11 protein-coding genes are annotated in these 20,264 nt (G+C 68.5%); 9 read left to right on the forward strand and 2 right to left on the reverse strand.

Annotated elements, in window-relative coordinates; genetic code table 11:
* Positions 1-172 precede the first annotated feature (172 nt).
* The 9 genes from A5779_RS02060 to A5779_RS33945 are packed head-to-tail and all read left to right on the forward strand — an operon-like array spanning position 173 to position 17,981.
* Positions 173-3,016 (forward strand): VWA domain-containing protein, encoded by a 2,844-nt coding sequence (locus A5779_RS02060; protein ID WP_064878439.1) that lies wholly within the window; start codon positions 173-175, stop codon positions 3,014-3,016.
* Positions 3,016-6,564: a tubulin-like doman-containing protein gene (locus tag A5779_RS02065; RefSeq protein ID WP_064878441.1), complete on the forward strand. Its 3,549-nt coding sequence runs from the start codon at positions 3,016-3,018 to the stop codon at positions 6,562-6,564. Before A5779_RS02060 ends, A5779_RS02065 begins: the two co-directional genes overlap by 1 nt.
* A gap of 2 nt (positions 6,565-6,566) precedes the next feature.
* The gene (locus A5779_RS02070; protein ID WP_064878443.1) at positions 6,567-9,233 is read left to right on the forward strand and encodes a hypothetical protein; all 2,667 of its coding nucleotides are present in this window, start codon (positions 6,567-6,569) and stop codon (positions 9,231-9,233) included.
* A 2-nt stretch (positions 9,234-9,235) separates the two neighbouring features.
* Entirely contained in the window at positions 9,236-11,338 is a 2,103-nt protein-coding gene (locus A5779_RS02075) for a SaeA-related protein (RefSeq protein WP_064878445.1), read from the forward strand.
* Complete coding sequence (locus A5779_RS02080; RefSeq protein ID WP_064878447.1) at positions 11,335-13,821, forward strand: GAP1-N2 domain-containing protein; 2,487 nt, start codon at positions 11,335-11,337, stop codon at positions 13,819-13,821. The genes A5779_RS02075 and A5779_RS02080 overlap by 4 nt, the downstream gene beginning before the upstream one ends.
* Positions 13,821-14,747 (forward strand): hypothetical protein, encoded by a 927-nt coding sequence (locus A5779_RS02085; RefSeq protein WP_064878449.1) that lies wholly within the window; start codon positions 13,821-13,823, stop codon positions 14,745-14,747. The genes A5779_RS02080 and A5779_RS02085 overlap by 1 nt, the downstream gene beginning before the upstream one ends.
* A complete protein-coding gene (locus A5779_RS02090) occupies positions 14,744-15,898 on the forward strand; it encodes a TRAFAC clade GTPase domain-containing protein (RefSeq protein ID WP_064878450.1) in 1,155 nt (384 codons plus the stop codon). The genes A5779_RS02085 and A5779_RS02090 overlap by 4 nt, the downstream gene beginning before the upstream one ends.
* Positions 15,899-16,888, forward strand: a complete 990-nt coding sequence (locus A5779_RS02095; protein WP_064878452.1) for a sensor domain-containing protein — start codon at positions 15,899-15,901, stop codon at positions 16,886-16,888.
* 1 nt (position 16,889) lies between these two features.
* A complete protein-coding gene (locus tag A5779_RS33945) occupies positions 16,890-17,981 on the forward strand; it encodes a sensor domain-containing protein (RefSeq protein WP_064878454.1) in 1,092 nt (363 codons plus the stop codon).
* A gap of 6 nt (positions 17,982-17,987) precedes the next feature.
* On the opposite strand, the gene A5779_RS02105 is transcribed toward A5779_RS33945, so the two are convergent.
* Both A5779_RS02105 and A5779_RS02110 read right to left on the reverse strand, forming a co-directional pair.
* Entirely contained in the window at positions 17,988-18,968 is a 981-nt protein-coding gene (locus tag A5779_RS02105) for a DUF8017 domain-containing protein (RefSeq protein ID WP_064878456.1), read from the reverse strand.
* 27 nt (positions 18,969-18,995) lie between these two features.
* On the reverse strand, positions 18,996-20,111 hold the full coding sequence (locus A5779_RS02110; protein WP_131811551.1) for a DUF4878 domain-containing protein: 1,116 nt from the start codon (positions 20,109-20,111) through the stop codon (positions 18,996-18,998).
* Positions 20,112-20,264: the final 153 nt, after the last annotated feature.

Consider the following 20,264-nt stretch of genomic DNA (forward strand, 5'->3'; position numbering starts at 1 on the left):
TCCAACCCACACGCCACCACCGATCGTGCGTGCACATCCAAACCAACACTCGTACGCTGACCTAACACTGGGGCCTCCTACATCTGTGGCTCTACCGGCCAGGACCCGATTCCTGACGGCAACCCACGTTCACATGCAGTGAGGCCCCAGCCTCCCCATACGGTCTAGAGCGATGACGAGGGGATTGCACAGGGGATTTGTGCGCGTCGTCGCCGCGATGGTGCTGGTCGCGCTGACCGGCCTGCTGGGCTTGAGCCTCCCGACGGCGTCGGCGCAGGAATCGGCCGGCGGGGCGAAGCGGTTTGGCGCGTGCCTGGCCGCACAGAAGACCGGTGACCTGCTGTTGCTGTTCGACGAGTCGAGCAGCCTGCAGCAAAGCGACCCACAGGGCGCTCGGGTGCAGGCGGCCCGCTACCTGCTGCAGACCCTGGGACGCTATGTCGGACGAGTGGATGCGGACCTTGAGGTGGCCTCGGCCGGCTTCTCCGACACCTACACCCCGGAACACGACTGGACCCGCCTCACCGACGCCAACGCCGGGGAACTGGCGCAGCAACTGGGCAGCCTGGAGTCCAAGAACACCGGCATCGACACCGACTACTGGACAGCTCTGGACGGGGCGCGTCAGGCGTTGGCGGCCCGCGCCAAGAACACCGAGGGCGGTCAACGCTGCCAGGCGATCGCGTGGTTCTCCGACGGCAAGATCGACTTCACCGCACGCGACGTGGCGAAGCCGTACGCCGAAGGCGTCGATCTGAGCAGCCAGGAAGGGGTCGACCAGGCACGGCAGCGCGCGATCGAGTCGATCTGCCGGTCCGGCGGCGTGGCCGATCAGGTGCGGTCGTCGGGGATCGTGATGCTCGGCATCGGGCTGGGGGCCACCACGGCGCCTGCGGACTTCGACGTGATGAGTGCGATCAGCACCGGGAAGGGTCTCGCGGGGAAAACCTGTGGGGACAAGACCGATCCGGTGCCGGGTGACTTCTATTCGGTGGCCGACATCGACGACATGCTGTTCGCGTTCGACGCGCTCAACCCGGACCCGGGTATCGAGGGCCAGGGTGCGGTGTGTCAGCTGCAGGTGTGCCCGGAGGCCAAGCACAACTTCGTGCTGGACCGCTCGATCAAGTCGGTGACAATCCTCGGCTCCGGCGACGTGCCCGGGGTGGTGCCCTACCTGGTGTCACCATCGGGACAGACGGTCGAGTTGCCGCGCAAAGACGGCTCGACCGACATCGACGTCGCGGGCGTCAAAGTGACTTACGAGTGGCTGTCCGAGACCGGGCAGAACATCGTCATGCAGAACACCGGCGGCGGCGAGTGGATCGGCCAGTGGGGCATCGTCTACGTCGACACTGCCGGTAAGCACCCCGACGCGGTGTCGAAGGTCAGCATCCACATCTCCACCGACATCTTCCCGGCACTGGTCAGCAGCGACGGGAAGAAGGGGCCTGACGTCACGTGGCACAGCGGTCAGACCCTGGACGGGGTGACCTTCGGCCTCGTCGACGGGCAGAACAAGCCGATGACGCCCACCGATCTCGTTGGTTCGGCCACGCTGTCGGCGCAGTTGGTGCCCGCCGGGGCCGCACCCATCGAACTGCTCGCCAATGTCCCGAAGGAGGACATCGGCAAACCCGTGAAGGTCGATCTGAGCCAGGTCGAACCCGGCCCGGCCACGTTGAAGATGTCCTTGGTGGTCACCACCGCACCAGCAGTGGACCTGACGGGTGTGCAGGTCGCGCCCGGTACCCAGTTGTCGCCGCAGAACGTCGACGTCAATCTGCAGATCCTGCCGAAGCTGGGCCTGCCGTCGCCGGGCGAGCGGATCGACTTCGGCAGCGTCCAGGCCACCGAGGGAGCAACGGCGTCGCTGAACATCACCGGCCCGGGCTGCGTGTGGATCGCCGATTCCGATGCCGTCACGGTGGAGGCCGGCCCGGAGGGTATCGGCACACCGAAGGTGACCTCGGCGGCGAACTCGCCGGGCAACTGTTTGAAGCTGCAGGAGGGGCAGACCGGGAAGCTGGAGGTCACCCTGCGCACCGAGCAGGACGGGCACGGCGGCCTCAACGGCACGGTCCCGCTGCACGTCGCGGCGCTGGAGAACCCGGACGACTCGCAGACGGTCCAGGTGCCGTTCACGGCATCGCTGATCAAGCCGTTGAGCACCGTCAACTTCGTGCTGGTGCTCATCGCCGCGCTCCTGCTCGGCCCGGGCATCCCGCTGGGGTTGCTGTACCTGTCGAAGTGGTGGGTGAGCAAGATCCCCGACATCCCGCTGTTGGCCGAACGGATCCGGGCCGAGGTGCGCTCGGACATCGCGCTGCGGGACGGTGAACCGTTCGCGATGGTCGACACCGATCTGGTCAACCCGGTACCCGGGCTGGCCGGCGGTACGCGTCGACTCTCGGTGCTGGGAACGACGCTGACCGTGGTGCTGGGCCGCAGCCCGTTCGGCGCGGGTCACGTCAGCGTCGACGCAGGCCACCTGGTCACCACCGGTTCCGAATTGCCGGCCACCGACGCAACGGGCCTGCACGCGGTGCTGCCTCTGGCGGTGCACAACACCTGGGTGGTGTTGCACGACCCGCGTGGGCCGTCCACCGAGGCCGAAGTGCTGTTGCTGGTCAGCGGCAACACGGATATCGCGGCGCGGGAAAAGCTCTACGAAGAGGTGGCGCGCCGGCTGCCCGAGGTCCTCAACGGCCTGCGGTTGCGGGCCGTCCAGGCCGGGCTGGCGTCACCGCACGACGATGCCGGGCCGGGCGCATCCCCGTTCGGTGACACCGCCGTGGGAGCGCCGGTCGGCTATGACCCGTTCGCCGACGGTGCACAACCGTCGGGACCGCCGTCGATGGGGCCGCCTCCGATGGGACCGCCCTCGGGTCCGCCGCCTTCGGGACCCCCGCCGATGGGCCCGCCGCCGTCGGGGCCCGGACCCGGTCGGCCTGGGCCGGCTCAACCACAGCGGTATGACAGCGATCCGTTCAATCCGTTTGGAGAAGGAGCCTGATGCGACGATTCCTGGTAGTGGGATGCGGCGGTTCGGGTGGCGCCACGTTGGCGTTCATGATGGACCAGCTTCGCTCCGAGCTGCACGCAGCCGGCGTCGACAAGGTGCTGTCGGGTTGGCAGTTCGTGCACATCGACGTGCCCAGCGCCGCCGAATCGGGCCCTGAGGGTCTCGCCAACGTGCCCGCGCAGGGTGGCAGCTACATCGGTTGTGGCCCGCAGGGCAGTAGTTACGCGATCCTCGACGGCGCGCTGTCGCAGCGGCTGGCCGCCGACGGTGCGCTGGACGCCATCGCCACCTGGGCGCCGCGCAATCCGCAAGAGGTGACGAACCCGATCTCGGCAGGCGCGGGGCAGTACCGCGCCATCGGCCGGATGATCACGCTGAGCAAGGCCAGTGAGATCCATGCCCGGCTGCAGGCGGCCTGGGACGCCTTGTTCCGGGTCGAGACCATCTCGGAGATGTCGACGGTCAGCGTGCCCGGCATGGGCCGGTTCGACCCCAACGAGCCGCCGCTGGTGCTCGTGGTGTCGTCGATGGCCGGCGGTGCGGGCGCGTCGATGGCGCTGGACATCTGCCGACTGCTGACCCTCGTCACCGGCCTGGACCCGAAGCTGATGGGCGTCTTCATGGTGACCCCCGACATCTTCGAGTCGCTGCCGGAGAGCGCGCGGATCGGTGTCCGGGCCAACGCGCTGGCCATGCTGGGCGAGATCGTCGCCAGCCAGACCGGCGCGGCCCGTGAACACGACGTGCGCATCCTGCGGGCGTTGGGCCAGCATCACGGTGACGGCGAGCCGATCCCGTTCGCCCGCGTCTTCCCGGTGGGCCGTTACATCGGTGCTGACCGCACGCTGTTCGGCGACGGCTCCCAGTACGCGGTGTACCGCGGTCTGGCCCGTGGGTTGGCGGGCCTGATGATGAGCGGTAAGGCCAGCGACCAGTTCGTGTCCTACGACCTCGGCAACACCGCGTCCCCGACCGGGGACCGCGACGTGCTCGGTTGGGGTATCTCGTCGTGGGATGTGTTGCCGTGGGGCACCTACGGTTTCTCCAGCCTGAGCATGGGACGGGACCGCTACGCCGAGTACGCCGCGCAGCGCCTGGCGCGCAGCTGTGCCGACAAGCTGTCGTTCGGGCACCTGCAGGCAGGCAATCCGGCGTCCAGCAACGAACAGCTGGACACGCTGCTGAGCAGCCAGTGGCAGGCGCACTGCAACGAGCTGCGGATGCCGGCCGCGGCCGGCGACGAGCAGGCACGCGTCGGCATCCTGGGCAACTGGATCGCCAACGGCGCCTTCCCGCACGAGGCGGTGTCCTCCACCGTCAACGGGCTGATCGAGCGGCAACTGCGCGGCTACCTGCCCAACCCCCAGGGGATGTCCGCCGAGCAGTGGGTGCCGGTGTTCCGTCAGGCCGTGATGAACCGACGCGCCGACCTGGCCCGGGCCTGCTCCGAGACCGCGTACGCGATGGTGTTCTCCTGGCACCGGGAGTTCGCCGACCAGGTCGAGCAGATGGTCGGTACCGCGGCTGCCTCGCTCGGCCTGCCCTACGCCCGCGAGCTGATCGACCGGCTGCGCCTGCACCTCGACAGCGTGCTGGCGCCCGGCATCGCGCAACTCGGCGCCATGGGCCCGCCCGATATCGTCGCGATCCCTCCGCAGGTCGACGCCGCCCTGCGGTCGCTGCGCGGCGTGATGACCAACGCCGACCAGGTGCTGGGCATCGCACTGGACGGTTTCCGGTCGACGGTGCGCCGACAGCTCTACGCCGACGCCGCGGCCCGGATGGCCGACGTGCTGCGGGTGATGGGCGCCGAATTGCTGGCGCCGCTGCGCGATGCGCTGGGCGAGGCGATGATCCTGCTGGAGAAGGCCCGGTCCGAGCCGCCGTCAGACGTCGGCCTGGCCCGCCTGTCCACCGACCAGTACGTGGCGTGGCCGTCCGACGCCGATGAGCTCGTGCCCTCACGGTTCGCCGAAGCCAACAACGAGGTGCTGCTGATCAGCTCCTCGGCGTTCAAGCAGCGCTACGAAACCGATCTGCCCAAGGCGGTGGGCGGTTCGAACGCGATGATTCCGCTGCGCACCGCCGTCGACGACGCCACCACCCGGGTGATCCTCGGACTGTGGCAGACCACCGGCGGCACGGCAGCGCCGGGCGGGCTCATCGAACGCACCGCGACGTGGGTGACCCGGGCACTGGGGACCGATCCGGAGAACGGGCGGCCGCGGGTGCCGTCGATGGCGCAGTTCGACGTGCACACCCGGCCCGCCGAACTGCTCGCGCGGGCCCGGCTCTACGTGGGGCGGCCCGGCGAGTCGTTCGAGGAGTTCTGCAAGGTCTCGTTGCGCGACTACGTGCAGGGCGCGGGCGCCTCGGAATCGGAGCTGGTCAATCGGCGTCGCGACATCGACACCAAGTTCGCGGAGGCCCTGTCGCTGGCGCGGCCGCTGGCCAGTGTCAACGATCAGGCGTTGCAGCGGGTGCACCCCGGCCAGCAGGTCGAGTACCGGTACAAGTTCTCCGAGATCCCGTTCGCCGGCCAACCCGTGGCCGAAACGTTGGCCGAGGTGCTGCGCGCCAACCCGCGCATCGACCAGGCCACCAAGGACAACTACGGCCGGTCCCTGTCCGACGAGGACAGCGTCACCCGCATCGACATCTTCGGGTCCTACCCGAACTACTCGCCGCTGGTGTTCGATTCGGTGCTCAAGCCGGCCGCGCAGCAATGGGCGCAGACCGCCGGTCCGGGCCGGGGGGCGTTCTGGCGGTACCGCCGTTCGCGGCCGTTGTCGGCGTCGCTGCCGATGACCGACGCCGAACGGCGCACCATGACCGCGGGGTGGTTCCTCGGGCAGATGCTCGGACGGATCCAGATCCCGGCGTCTCCGTTCACCGATCCGGTTCGCATCTACGACGGCGACGACAACCAGTGGCTGAGCTTCCCGAACCCGCTGCTGACTCCACCGTCGGCGTTCACCGCGTCCTACGACTGGCTGCCCGCCGTGCTGGAGTCGAGCCTGCTGGCCATCGCCACTTCACATGAACCGCCGGTGATGCGATCGCTGCGGCCGTACACGGTGCTGCGTGCGCTCTATGACTCGCACAGCCAGGACCCGGCCAGCGGCATCGTCGAACTGTCGGCGGCGGCACTGGTGCGGGAGTTCCTCAAGTCCGGAACGTCCGGTCCGGGGATCACTTCCCGGGTCGGGCCGATCGCGGCCGCGCAGACCGCCGAGGATCGGCAGGCAGCCGCCGAAACGTGGTTGGGCAACGTCCGCGACGTCGCGGCCCAGTACCTGCCGGCCGACACCCCCGGGGCCACTCCCGATGGTGCGTTCACGACCGTCGCCACCCGGTCCAAGGCGGCCAAGACGCCGATCTTCCGTGACCTGGCGCCCGATGTCTTCTGGGCGACCGAGTCGCTGATCAAGCTGTTGCAGCGCGAGGGTGCGGCGTTGGCTCAGGGGGAGACGGCCGGTGCGGGCGCGTTCTTCGATGACGGCGGCTCGGTCGTCATCCCCGACGGGGGGACGTTCTGACGATGTCGCTGCCCGGGACAACTCCGACCGCCGCGCCGCAGCGGGCGTTGACGGTGCTGCTGGCACCCCGCCCACAGACCGAGGAGATCCTGTCCGTCCTGGTGGATTACTCCGCGGTCGGTCTGATCGGGCCGTTCGTGTGGGTCGACGCCGCCGAGGTCGGCGACAGCTCCACGCACGGAACGCTGGTTCGCGACGGACAGGGCGAGCCGGTGGTGTTGCAGCAGATGCTGACCGGTGAGCGCTATGACCGGATCCGGATCGCAGTGCTCGTCCCGGTCGACGTGCCGGCGACCGATCGGGTCCCGCTGGCGGTCGAGCAGGCGGTGGAGCAGACCGTCCGCAGCAGTTCGATGGGTGCCCCGATCAACCTGCTGCGGCTGTTGTTCACCCGCGGTGACGCCATCCCCACCACTCCCGATCTGGCATTGGTGCTCGAGGGTTGGCACAACCTGTTGATCGCGCCGGAAGATTCGGCGGCGCCCGGTCTGGGTGCGGTGGCCTGGGGTCGGCTCACCGATCCGTTGGACGTGGCGCAGTTCGCCGCTCCGGTGGTGGCCGGCGTGACGGGGTTGTGGGCCGGGGTGGACCAAGGCCCCTTCGACACGTTGGAGATCCTGCCCGGGCAGACGGTACGCGCGGTGCGGGCGTTCTACCGGTGGCTCGACACCGACGGCGTGGAGGAAGGCCTTCGGGCGCACCTGTTCGACCCGACGGGGCGGCTGCCGCTGCCCCGCGGCGGCCAGGTGCCGGTGGTCTACGTCGAGGATGTCCCGACCGCCGCCCAGTCGATGGCGCGCGCGTTGTGGACGAAACACCGTGACGTGCTGCGCGGTCCGAGGATCGCGGCGACCGCAGGCCCGGAGCACGCCATCTCGATCTGGGCCGCGATGAAGATGTTCCTCAAGTTCATGGGTGCGGCCGTGCGCAGTGCGCCCGCGGCGTGGTGGTCGGCCGTGATGGGGACGGTCACCTCGGCGGTGGTCACCACGGTGCAGAGCACCGTCTTCGGCCGTACCGACTCTGCGTTCGCCGTGGTCGCCGACACCACCCAATCAGACTGGCAGGACCTGGGGCGCAGCGCGGAAACCCTGAGCAACGCCCTGGGCGGGCAGCCGGAACATTTCGCCCAGCAGGACATGAGCGGGTTGTGGACCGACTTCGTCAACGGCGCACTGACTTTGGCCGATGGAGGCCGCCGCGCCGGCGGGCTGGAGCCTGTCCAGGTCGGCGCGGCCATCGGGGTGGTCTACAACGCCGCCGACGTGGTGCCGAGTGCGGCTGAGCGTTTCCAGGGCATTCCGACGTCGCTGGCGGCGGTGATCGGCGTCAGCTCGGTGGAGGGCGCCGACGTGCTCGGTGCGGCCAACCTTCGGGATCGGCTGCAGCGCGCGTACTCCGACCCGGCTGCCGGTGTGGAAGCCCGGAACACCGGCACCGAGCTCGATCGCTGGCAGGCGTCCGTCACGAAAAGCTATGCCTGGCAGGTCAGCTCGATCCTGGCCGATTTCATGCACCGGGGCCGTGCCGAAGTGGCGGATCTGGTGTCCCAGATTCAGACTCTGGCGAACCGCGGGGCGGTCGACGAGCGGCTGAAGGCGCGGCAGCAGGCCATCAGCACCATCCTCAAGACGTTCACCTGGGCGCTGCTGGCCGTGCTGGTGATCCTGATCGGTGTGGCCGCCATGGACTGGGTGCGTTGGAAGTTCGCCCTGGCCACCGGCGGAGCCCTGATCGGCCTGTACATCGTTGTGTCGATGGCGTTGTTCCTGCTCGGTCAGAGAGATCTGTTCGCCGAGATGAACATGCGCAAATCGCAGGCGGCCGAACTGGACGCCCTGCAGGCGAACCTACGTACCGCCCTGCAGGACGTGGGCCGGTTGTCGACGGCTTACGGCCAGCTGCTGGCCTGGTGCAGGACCTTGGGCACGGTGCTGCGGGCGCCCTTCGGTGCGCCACCGCCGGCACGCCCGCCGGTTGGTCAACTCGTCGCGGGGCTGCCGCGGTCCACCCAGGTCGGGGTGGCGATGGCGTCAACGGAGCAGGCCGACAACGCCATTCACGGCATCCAGAGCCGGCTCTATGCGTTGGGCTGGCTGAGCAAACCGTGGGAGGACATGGTGGGCGAGGCGGCCGCGCGGCTGCGTGAGGAGCCGACGGCGTTGTTCAAGCAGCCAGGTGTCGGCTCGTCCTCGGGTCTCGACCAGTGGTCTCAGGCGGTGATCGGCGGCCGGGTGAAACCCACTGGCGCCGACGCGCTGTGGGCCCGGGTGGAGCACATGTTCAACGACAGCGGGACTGGGGTGAGCGACACGCTGACCCGAAACGTCCTGGTGCCCACCATCGGTCGGCAGGTGCCCGCCCAGCAGTTCAGCGCCGGCATCACCGATCACCGGCCCGGTCATGCGGCCCCGTTCGACGCGTCGCTGTTCACGCATGCCGCTGTGACGGCGGGCCGTTCGGCGGTCGCGGTGGACAAGGTGACCGTCAACCGGCGCGGGTTGGGCTACCGGGCGGTTGTGGTGCAGGCCAGCGACGGTTTGCCGCCGTATGACTTCGCGTTGTTCGAGACTCCGGTGGCGGTCATGCCCGGCGTCGAGGACGAGCCGACAACGATGATCAGCCGGGCCGACCTTGGTGTGCCGCCCGGGGAGGACATGGTGTTCTAGCGATGAATGATCCACGTCCCGCTCCCGACAACGACGACGATCCGCGGTTGGCGCCGCTGCTGGCCTGGCGTCAGCAGTTGCTCGACTCCGGGGTCGTGGCTGCCCGCAGCTTCAAGGAAGCCCATGTGCGCCTGGTGCTGCGGTCGGGTTGCACCGATGTCGAACGGATCCGGGCCATGCTGCCGGGGTCGGTGGCCGAGCATGCCGAGGACATGGCCCGGGTGCTGGCCGAGTTGGGTGATGCAGGCCGTGGGCCCGACGCCGCTTCGGGGCGGCACCGCTCCGGCGAATCCGTAACCGAGTCCGTGACCGAAACCGTCGAGACGCCGGCCCCGCCGGCTTCGTCGCCCGCCCCGCCGGTGTCTCCCGCGCCGGCTCCGTCGGCCGATACCGTGCCGCCGCCTCCTGCGCCGGTCGATATGCCCTTGAGTGCAGCCGATTTCGCGCCGTTCGCGTTCGGCGCCCAGCAGCCGCCGAGTCACAACATCGCGTTGCGGCGACGCCCGGATGGCGCTGCGCTGGACCTGAGCTGGCCGCCGTACGAGTCGGCTGAACCGGTGGTGCTGTACCGCCTGGTCAGCGCCGAGGGTGACGCACCGTATGCGCCGGACCGGGCTGACCTGGTGGCCGCCACCGCAACCCCGTACGCCGAGGACGCCCGGCCCGCCACTTCTGCAGCCAGGCATTTCCAGGTGTGGGTCAATGTCGGGTCGTCGCGTGCCGATGCGCTCGCCGCCCAACCGGTGCTGTACGCCGCCGGGGTACTGGTCAGCCCGCTCACCGCCTTCGACATCCGGGAGGATTCCGGACGGGTCATCGGGCAGTGGGCGGTGCCGACCGGGGTGAGCGCGGTGTTCGTCTACCGCATCCCGGCCGAAGAAGCGGGCCGCGACGGCCCTCAGTACCGGATCCTGGCCGACAGCGCCAACCTTTCCGGGTTCATCGACACCGATACCGTTCGCGGGCAACGCTATCTGTACCGGGCCCGGTGCGCGGCCACCGTGGACGGCGTGCTGCGACTGTCCGAAGCGGTCGAGGTCGATGTCGCGGTCTCTGCGGTGTTGGAGCCCGTCACCGACCTGGCGGTGGTGGCCGGTGGCGACGGCTCGGTGTTCGACCTGACCTGGACGCCTCCGCCCGCCGGGCGTGTGGTGATCTACCGCAGCGAGAACGGGCCCAACGCCGGCGCCGATTCCGCCGAACTGTCCGAGGACGCCCTCGAACAGGTGGGGCTCACGCCCGAGCTGCAGCTGACGCAACCGGTGGTCACGCGGCACACCCCGGACGGCAGGCCGGAGTCGGTGTTGGTCGCGGTGTCGTGGCCGGCCGACTGGAGCCGTGCCTACCTGACCCCGGTGACGTTGCTCGGCGGGCGTGCACTGCTGGGCAAGACGCTGTCCTCGGTGCGCACCGGCACCATCACCGACATCGAGCTGGCCGAGTACTGCAACAAACAGGTGCTGACCTTCGACTGGCCTGACGGCGCCGCCGGCGTCGTGATGTATCTGGCTCCCAAGGGCCACGATCCGCGTGACGGGCTCACCGGCAAGTCGTTCGAGATCTCGCTACAGGAGTACGAGAAGTACGGCGGCATGCAGTTGACCGGGCAACTGCCTGTGGGCGGCTGCTCGCTGCACCTGGCACCGGTGGCGTTCTCCGGCGGCCGGCGTGTCACCGGCACGGTCACCAGCACCGAGTACGCCGGGCTGCTCCGGCTGCAGTACGCCGTGCAGGTTGTCCGTGACCCCAACGGTTTTCCGGTTTCCGCCACGATCGCGATGCGCTCCGAACATGACCTGCCGGGATCTCCGGCTTTCGTGTTGGTCAACAATCCGCAGCGGATTCCGCTCGGCGTACATGACGGCCAGGCCGTCGACGTGGCGCCGCTCACCGAGCAGGGCCAGATCGGCGACCGGCCCTCCAAGGAGTTGCGCTGGACAGCTCTCACGACGACCGGCACGGGCGAGCTGTGGGCCGCTGACGTGCGTGGCTTGCAAGGATGGATCAGGTTGTTCGTGAACACCCCCACGCCCGCGCGGCTCCGCGTCATCGCTCTGCTCGACCCGCCGGTGGAGACCCTGCGACTCACCCCGCCGGCGCGATGACCACTCGCTACGGCCAGTTGGCCTACACGTCGTTCGACAAGGTCGGGTCCGCCGGGGGCTGGCAGGTCAAGGAGTCCACTGGAGCGTTGACCGCCGACGAGACACAGCAGTTGATCGCCGGTGTGCGCACGGTGTTCCATCCGGTGGAGCCGTTACCCGCGTACCCGACACCCGAGCAGTTGGAGAGCGGTCCGCGCCGGCTGGCCTACCGCCCGCTCGACAGCGGCGCGGTCGGCTACTGGCATTCGATTCCGGCCGGGTCCGACAGCACCGGCCGGCCGGGCAACGTGTTCGCGCACGTGTTGCTGGACCGTCACCCCGATGCCGCGCGCCGGCCGATCGAATGGTGGCGGTCGGCCCAATGGCTGCGGCCGTACGGACCTGCGGCGGTTTCCCGTGCGGTCCTGCCGCCGCGCGCCCCGGAGCCGGGTGCGGTGGTGACGAAGGACAGCGTGATCGCGTTCGCGCTCGATCCGGCCACGTGGCGCCTGACCACCTTGTTCGGGCTGCTGGATGCCGTCGTCGCCGCGCTCGCCGGTGGTCCGGCGGTGGTGTTCGGGGCTGAGTCACCCGAATCGGCCGCGCAGTGGATCGGGTTGGTCAGCTTCCTGATGTCGTCGGGGACCGCAGCGGACTTGAGTTTCTCCACCTTCGACCGAGCCGATCAGCTGGCCTTGGCGCTGCAGAGCGGCCAGCATCTGACCGCGGTGCCGATCGGGGACCTGGGCGCGGTTCCACCGGGAGTCGTCGGTATCGGGGAGACCGAGCTGATCTCGCTCGGTGAACTGGGCGGGGAGCCGCACCGCACCGCGGCCGGGCAGACCATCGAGGTCACCCCGTGGTCGGCCATGGCACAGGTCGTGTTGCTGGATCCGGCGTCGGCACGGACCCTGCTCGACGACATCGACCGGTTCGCCGCGGAGGTGTCCGATGCCGGATTGCATCCGGCGTGGCCGATGGCGATGGCGGTGACGGCCAACGCGGAGTTCGCCGACGCGATCGACGAGGCACACGACGTCATCACCACGTATTCGCCGCCGGGGGTGCCCGCGGGATCTGCCGCGGCCCGGACCATCGCCGGGGTCCTGGGCGAGGTGGTGGGCACGACGACCGCCGAGGCCTGGCAGGCGGTGCAGAACCTCGCAGGTGGTGCCGCCGCAGACTTTGCCGACGTCAGCTATCTGTGCCGGGCGCTCGGTGACGACGCCTGGCTGGCGCAGCCCGGACCGATTCCGCTGGGGCCGAGGGCGTTTCACGGAAAGGTGACGCCGGTCGAGGTGCAGGGGGCGATCGGGCAGGCGCTGCAGCGGGCCCGCGACACCGGACCCGAGCGCGTGCTGAAAGTGGTGGACATGCTGCTGCGGGCCGGTGTGCGGGACGACCGGCTGGTGCCGGCGTTGCGTGGTGACGTGGTGGCGCAGCTCGATGATCCGTCGCGCGCCGCCGACCTGACCCGACGCCTCGGCGCCGAGGGCAAGCTGACATTGGCCGCCGCGCTGCTTCGCACCTCGGGCGGCGACGTGGCGGCCGGGGCCATCGGCGACGGCCTGCTGGACTGGCTGGTCGAGGGAGTCGATTTTCCCACCGCCGCAGAGCTTTCCCGGGCGCAGCCGTGGGATTTGGGCTGGACCCGCGCGGCGGTGCGCGGAGTGCGTGCGGTGCGGCGTGGCCCGTCCGCCCCGGGTGATCGTGTGGCCGAGCTCTGGTGGCTGGGTGTGTCGGGCTCGCCCCGGTTCGTCCAGGTGGCGGGCGACACCGTCTGGGATCCAGCAGATCTGCTGGCCGTCGTGGGCGACGGCGCACTGCCCGGCGCAGCCGCGGTCCGTACGCTGCTGGGCGCCCCCGACTCTCCCGAGCTGAACCAGTTGGCCGCCAAGGTGATCGACGGCAATGACGACAGTGCTGCCGTCGCGCATGCCGCGGTCCGGCACATCACCCCGCAGCAGTGGATGCAGCAGCGCTATGTGGACACCCATCAGCGGGCCTACCTCCCGTTCTGGGAGCAGACACTGACCACGGCCCGGCCGGGTGAGGTACACCGTGATTTCCTGGCCGGTCTGCTGACCTTCGCGGTGTTGGGAACCATTGCCGGCCAGCCCTTCCCGGACAGCTGCCACACGCTGGCTGCCGATCCGGACCTCGCCGCCGACGCGGTACGCCGAGTGCTCCCGCTGGTGGACGGATACGAGATCGCGCCGCACGTGGTGCTGGCCGTCAGCCTGCTGCACACCGTGGCTGCCGAGGACACCGAGATTCCGGTCAGCGGTGTCGAGGCGGTGCTGGCGCAACTGGCCGAGCAGGTGGCAGCACCGCTGCAGAATGACGACCACGAGGTCGAAGGGGTGGCGGCGCTGATGGCGCAGATGTCCGGAGACATGTCCGACGGCGCGCTGCGCCGATACCGAAAAATGGTGAGCAGGCTGTTGACGCGCCGCGCTGATGCACAACCGTCGCTGGCAGCCCGACTGCGGGGGAGCCGCTGATGCCGATCTATGTAGTGGGTGCACGCAACCAGCGTGTCCAGATTCCGAATCAGGCACTGACAGTGTCGATTACCGGCGCGGTCGGAGGTGCCGCGCTGGAAGTGCAGGGTGGGCCGGACCAGCCGGTGGTGCGTTCGACGGCTCACCAGGCGGTGCTGCCGAGCCTGACCGGGCCGGTCACGATCGTGGTGCGCCCGGTCGGCGCGGACCGATTCAATTCCGGCACGCTCATCCACCTGGCGATCGCACATGACAACCCCGGTGATGTCGACCCGGTGCAGGTGATGTTCGATCCTGTCGATGTCGGCGGCGACACGGTCGTCACCTTCGCTGCGCTCACCCCGAACGGCACCCAGATCGAGGTGGCCGTGAGCGCGGTGGCCGATACGCCGATGAGCCCGTTGGCATCCGCGGCCCGGACGTCTGCACGCAAGGTCACCGGCCGGGGCCCGGGGAACTCCGGCGGCTCGGTGGTGCTGGCTCTCGACACGTCGGCGTCGATGCGGCGATGGTTCGCCGACGGCAGTACGTTCGCGGCGGCCGACATCGTGGTCGGGGTGGCCGATGCGCTCGGGCTACGGGACGTATCGGCGGTGTTGGTCGGCGCCGAGGTGACCCCGGTACCGGCCGGCGATGCCGCCGCTTTGGTGGAGGCCCTGCGCGAGGCCGAACCTCGATGGTCGGCGGGTGCCCGGTGGTCGCGGTTGCCTGCCGGCTCGGCGCGCACCGTCATCTGTTCCGACTTCCCCACTCTGGCTGTGCGACAGCAGTTTCCGGTACTGGCGCTGTCCAACGACCGGCGCCTCGACGCGGACGGTGCGCGGCTGCCATCGCCCCGCCCGGGTAACGAGGCCGGGGCCGAGCTGCTGGCGCATCCGCCGGTGCTGGACCGGATCACAGCGGCGTTGGTGCGGGCGCTGAAGTGACGAAGTGCCCGCGCTGCTTCTCGGTGCTGAATCCGAACCACTTCCTGTGGACGTTGATTCCGCAGCCGGGCGCGCCTCGCTACCGTGATGACGTGGCGTCGGCCTTTCTCGGCGCGCCCGCCGAGTGCGGTCCGCTCTACACCTGGACCAATCAGGGCCACGGCGGTCCGCCACCGACGACGGCGGACGCCAGCCGCGCATTGCAAGGGCCGGCGGTCGAGATCTGCACGGTGTGCCACTACACGCTGCCCGAGGGGTGGCGGCACGGGCATGCGATCTGCATCGCGATGGCGGGGGCTCGCGCCACCGGCAAGAGCCTCTACATAGCGGTTCTGGTCAAACAGCTGGAGCTGCTGTGCGAACGGCTCGGGGTGTCAATGGAACCCGTCACCCGGGCCACCGCACAGGCCTACGAGGCGAATTACGAGACTCCGCTTTTCGTGCAGCGGGGGTTGATCCCTCCGACGCCGACGATGCACACCCAGGCATCGAGTCAGCGGGAGCCGCTGGTGTTCTCGATCGGCGGCTGGCACGGGATTCGGCGGTTCCTGGTGCTGCGCGATGTGGCCGGGGAGGACATGGAATCCGGCGACCTGCACACGCCGCCGTTCCGGTTCTTCGCCAACGCCGACGCGGTGTTCTTCATGTTCGATCCTCTGCGGGTCCAGACGATCCGTGATCAGTTGCGAGACCTGTTGCCGGCGCAGCAGTTCAGCGGCGGCGATCCCCGGTCGGTGCTGAACAACCTGTTGATGGCGGTGGGGCAGGGGCAGCCGAAGCTTGCGGTGATCCTGTCGAAGTTCGATGCGCTGCGGACATTGCGGAATGTCGAGGGCTCCGAGTGGAGCATGATCATGTCCAACACCGGCGCGGCGTATCTTCGCGATACCTCCGATTCACCGCGCTATGACGAGCTCGGCGGACAACTGTTGCATGAAGAGGTCCGGAGCCTGCTGACCCGGCTGCACGGCGGCGCGATCGTGGCCGCGGTGGAGAATCCGTCGACGGGAATAGTGTTGCCGCACCGCTATTTTGTGGTGTCTGCGCTCGGGCAGCCGCCCAGCGGCAACAAGCTGCATTCCCGGGGGATCGCGCCGTTCCGGTGCGCCGACCCGATCCGGTGGGTCACCTCGAGCTTCGGGGTGTTGTAGGTGACCACTCAAGATCCGTTCGGGGGCAACCCGTTCGGACAGAATCCGTTTGGCCGGTATCCGCCCCCGGGGCAGCCCCCGTACGGAGGTCCGCCGATGATCCCGGCGGGTCCGCCGCCGAATGACGAGGCCAATACGTTGGCGACGTTGTCGGTGGTGTTCGCGTTCGTGTTCGCGCCGGCGGGCGCGGTGTTGGGCCATCTGGGACTGTCGCAGATCAAGCGCACCGGCCAGCGGGGTCGTGACCGCGCCCTGGTGGGGTTGAGCCTGTCATACGCGGTGATCGTGGTTGCCGTTGCGGCGCTGGTGATCTGGGCGGTGATCCCGAGTTCTTCGAGTACCATGACGGCTGAGACGACGACGAGGACCACGGCTCCCGTCACGACAACGACGACCACTCCGGCGCCACCGCCGCTCGTCACCGAGGCTCAGTTGGCGGGACTGCTCCCGAGCCTGGCCGAGGTGCAGGAGATCACGAAGAACCCGCAACTGACCACCGACGGGAAGCCGCAGGACATCGGCTTACCGGCGGGCCACACGTACAGCCCGGTCGAATGCGCCAGTTCGTTCAGCATGTTCATGCCACTGCCGTACGAGAACAGCGGTTACGTCAAGACCGCGGGAACCTCGCAGTACCAGAGCCCCAATCCCGACCTGCAGGCCTACGAGGGCGTGGCGATGTTCGCTGACGCCGCGGCGGCGCAGCGGGCACTGGCCCGCAATCTCGAACTGTGGCGCGGGTGTGCCGGCAAGACGTTCACCTGGACGGTCCAGGACGGCCAGTACACGCACTTCGTCCTGGGTGGTCCAGAGGAAAAGGCCGGCGGAATCGTCGCGTTGCGCAGCAGCAATCAGGGATCGAAGTCGTGGATGCTGCGCGCGATCGGCGCCAAGGCCAACGTTCTGGTCGACGTGCATGTTCTGGGTGTCGGGCTGACCGATGAGGCGGTCACCGTGGTCCAACGAATCTTCGACAGAATTCCGGGTTGATATGACGCAGGGCGGTTTTGGAGGTCCGCAGGATCCGTTCGGCGGCTCGCCGTTTGGAGACGCCCCGTTTGGGCAGTATCCGTCGAATCAGCAGTTCTCGTCGGGTCAGCCGCCGTATCCGGCTCCGCCGGTTGTGCCGTCAGGTCCGCCGCCGACACCGCCGCGCGACGAGGCCAATACCTTCGCGACGTTGTCGGTGGTGTTCGCGTTCCTGTTCGCGCCGGCGGGCGCGGTGTTGGGCCATCTGGGACTGTCGCAGATCAAGCGCACCGGGCAGCGAGGTCGGGATCGTGCTCTCGTAGGCCTGAGCCTGTCTTACACGTTGATCGTGGTTGCTGTTGCGGCGCTGGTGATCTGGGCGGTGATCCCGAGTTCGTCGAACATCACGACGACGGAGGCGAAGTCAACCGCGCCGGCAACAGGCAGCGCTGTGCCGACACCTTCCCCGACGGCAACCACTCCAACGACGCCGGAACCCCCACCGCTGCCGCTGGTCACCGAAGCGCAGCTGCCCGGTTTGCTGCTCAACCTCGACGATTCCATCCGGCTCGTCGGTTTGAACGACGGATACAGCCCGTACGAAGAGACAACCCTGCGTAACGTTCCCGATCTGACGATGACGCCACCGGAGTGTTTTTCGGCCATCGCCCCTGGATTACCGGTCAGCTATGGGAACAGCGGTCATACCGCGACACTGTCCCGATCCTTCACCAACCTGGACGTGAAGACGATGTTCGCCTTGGGCAATTTCGATGAACGAGCGACGTTGTACGCTGATGCGCCCGCGGCGAGCCGACAGGTCGACGCGATCGAGAAGATGTGGCAGGGATGTCACGGAAATATCACCCAGAACGGGCCGAGCGGCTCGGTTGTGTTCGAAGTGGGTGAGGTGACCCGGTCCGCGACCGACCCTTCGATCGTGCTGCTGAGCAGCACGGTGCAGGACGGGCCGAAGCTGATGGTCGGCAGCCGCAGCTCGCGTGCCATCGCGGTGAAGTCCAACGTGGTGGTCGACCTGGTGGTCTTCGCGCCGGATCCGGGCGGCCGCGCGGAAGCGGCCGCCGTCGAGATCCTGTCGCGGATACCGGGATAACCGGTCCTAGTCGATCCGGCGCAGCGTTCCCACGATCTGGTCGATCACGCCCGGATCGACCGCGCCGTCAGCGCCCTGCTCCAGGTCGACGATGAAGTTCACGGTGCCGGACTGACCCGGCACGGTGGTGGACACCACCGAATACACCGCCGAGTTGCCGGCGCAGTTGTCTTGGATGCCGGTCACGGTCGCGACGACCTGGGCTGCGGGCGCTCCGGAGACGGTGAGGTTGCGTGGTGCTCCGAGTGAGACCGACGGCACCGCACCCTTGTCCGAGGTGAAGATCTTGGTCGCGAACTTTGCCTCCAGCGTCGCGGATTCAGTGACGTCCGTGAGATCCGTGACCACCGTGGTTCCGCTGAGGGCACTGCTGCTCTTCGGGCACGCCCTGCTGGGCATGGTGGCCGCGCCTTTCAGCACCCGCACCGGGCAGTAGCCGAACGGTCCATCGGGACAAGGTTTTTCCCAGCCGACAACGGTGGTACATCCCTCGACGGTCCAGTCTGGGGGCACGTCATAGGCGAGCCCCCGAGGAGTGGTCACCGTCGACCAGCCGGCCGGGGTCTGGGGGCCGGGAGCGGCGGTGCGGCCCTCACAGCTTGCGGGTGCTGCTTTCGGCGGGGCGGCCGGTGCCGTCGAGGTGGGAGCAGCAGTGGTGCTCGGCGGCGCCTTGGTCGCCGACGAGGTCGTGGTGGTGGAATCGGCGGTGTTCTTGGTGTCGTTCTTGTCGCCGTAGTTCAGCTTCCACAGCAGACCACCGAGCAGGAGCGCGACAATGACCACTCCCGCGATCGTGCCGAGGATCCACCCGGTGTTGTTCCTATTGGGTGGCTTGAAGTCGGTGGGCGGTGCCTCTCCGTACCCCGAAAACGTCGGCGGCTGGCCGTAATTCGGCCACTGCGGGGGCTGCCCGAACGGCTCGTTGGAGCCAAATGGACTGCCCGAGGGCTGGTTCCACTCCGGCGGTGGCTGTGGTGGGTATGTCATCGGTGTCCTCCGCGCTCGTGCAGGTCTTTAGTTCCAGGTCAGCTTGGGTGGGCTTGTCGACAGGTCCGCGGTCCCGGATACCAACACCGTCACGGTGTTCGTCGGGGTGAGGCCGTTGGTTTGCTGCGCCGTGATCGTCGCGGTGAGTGTGCCGACCAGAGAGGCCGTCATCGCGCTGGTCAGTGGAATGATCTTGAACGTCTCGGCGCCCTCGATCGGGCCCCATTGCGCTGTGCCGTCAACGTAGTTCGGGGCGTTGACCCGAACTGGGCAGTTCGGTGGCCTGATCAGGTTGGAATTGGTGCATGCCGTGAACGACTCCGCTATCGCAGTGCGGATGGTTTGCTCCCCGGCGTCGCTGAGCTTGAAACTCATCGACATCACCGATGCTCCGGCGGCCAGTTGCGGCAGCACCATCGGTTTCGACGTGACGCTGAGGTACGGGCTGCTGCTTCCGACGTCGACCCAACCGGGGAACACATAGCGCGGTTGATCGATGGGTTTGCCGAACACGGTGAGCGTTTCGGCGTCCTTCTGTCCGATCTGGGACTTGTCGATCTTGATGAAGGCGTTGGTGAGTTTCCAGCCGTCCTGGTTTTCCACCAGGAGTTTGGCCTCGGACACCTCGTCGCCGAACTTGGCCGTGACATGCACCTGGGACACGTAGTTGTTGTCGGTGGTGTCGAGCACGCGGATGCCGGTGATCGGCCACTTCGCGATCTGCCGGCCGAGGATGTCGTCGGTGAGCAGTTCGGTGGAGACCGGCTGGGACTTGCTGTATGACAGGGCGGTGGCCGCATCACCGCGGGCCAGTGCTTCCAGGTATGCCACCACCGCGGCTTGTGCGCTTTCGCCGCCTGCGCCGCTGCCGCCCGAATCCGACCGGGTGATGACGACGGCCAGCGCCGCCAGCAACGCGAGCACCGTCACCACCGCAGCCACCACCAGGCCGATGACCATGCCCTTGCGGCGCTTGGGCGGGGGCGCTCCTGCCGGCGCCCCGAAGACCGGTGGCGGTGTTGCCAGTGGATAGTCGGGGAAATGGGGTGACGGAGCGGGCGAAAAACCGGGATTCGTCGTTGGCCAACCTGGCGCGGGCGACTGCCCGCCGACGCCGAACTGGCCCCCGGACCAATCGGCCACGGCCCCCTCCTTGCCTGTGTGCGGCACCACGTCGGTATCGCGCACGGGGTTGCCGTGAGCAGTATAAGTGGGCGGCCACGGGCGTCGGTGCGTCAATTTGGAATGGTCGCTGAGCTGGGCTCTCTGGCAAATCGGGGCGCTGTGGACCGGGCC

Source organism: Mycolicibacterium peregrinum (assembly GCF_001665625.1).
In the GTDB taxonomy this organism is placed as follows: domain Bacteria; phylum Actinomycetota; class Actinomycetes; order Mycobacteriales; family Mycobacteriaceae; genus Mycobacterium; species Mycobacterium peregrinum_B.

Coding starts and splice junctions, on each gene's coding strand:
- A5779_RS02065 (WP_064878441.1), top strand. CDS start 3,016: ATGCGACGATTCCTGGTAGTGGGATGCGGCGGTTCGGGTGGCGCCACG.
- A5779_RS33945 (WP_064878454.1), top strand. CDS start 16,890: ATGACGCAGGGCGGTTTTGGAGGTCCGCAGGATCCGTTCGGCGGCTCG.
- A5779_RS02070 (WP_064878443.1), top strand. CDS start 6,567: ATGTCGCTGCCCGGGACAACTCCGACCGCCGCGCCGCAGCGGGCGTTG.
- A5779_RS02060 (WP_064878439.1), top strand. CDS start 173: ATGACGAGGGGATTGCACAGGGGATTTGTGCGCGTCGTCGCCGCGATG.
- A5779_RS02080 (WP_064878447.1), top strand. CDS start 11,335: ATGACCACTCGCTACGGCCAGTTGGCCTACACGTCGTTCGACAAGGTC.
- A5779_RS02085 (WP_064878449.1), top strand. CDS start 13,821: ATGCCGATCTATGTAGTGGGTGCACGCAACCAGCGTGTCCAGATTCCG.
- A5779_RS02105 (WP_064878456.1), bottom strand. CDS start 18,968: ATGACATACCCACCACAGCCACCGCCGGAGTGGAACCAGCCCTCGGGC.
- A5779_RS02075 (WP_064878445.1), top strand. CDS start 9,236: ATGAATGATCCACGTCCCGCTCCCGACAACGACGACGATCCGCGGTTG.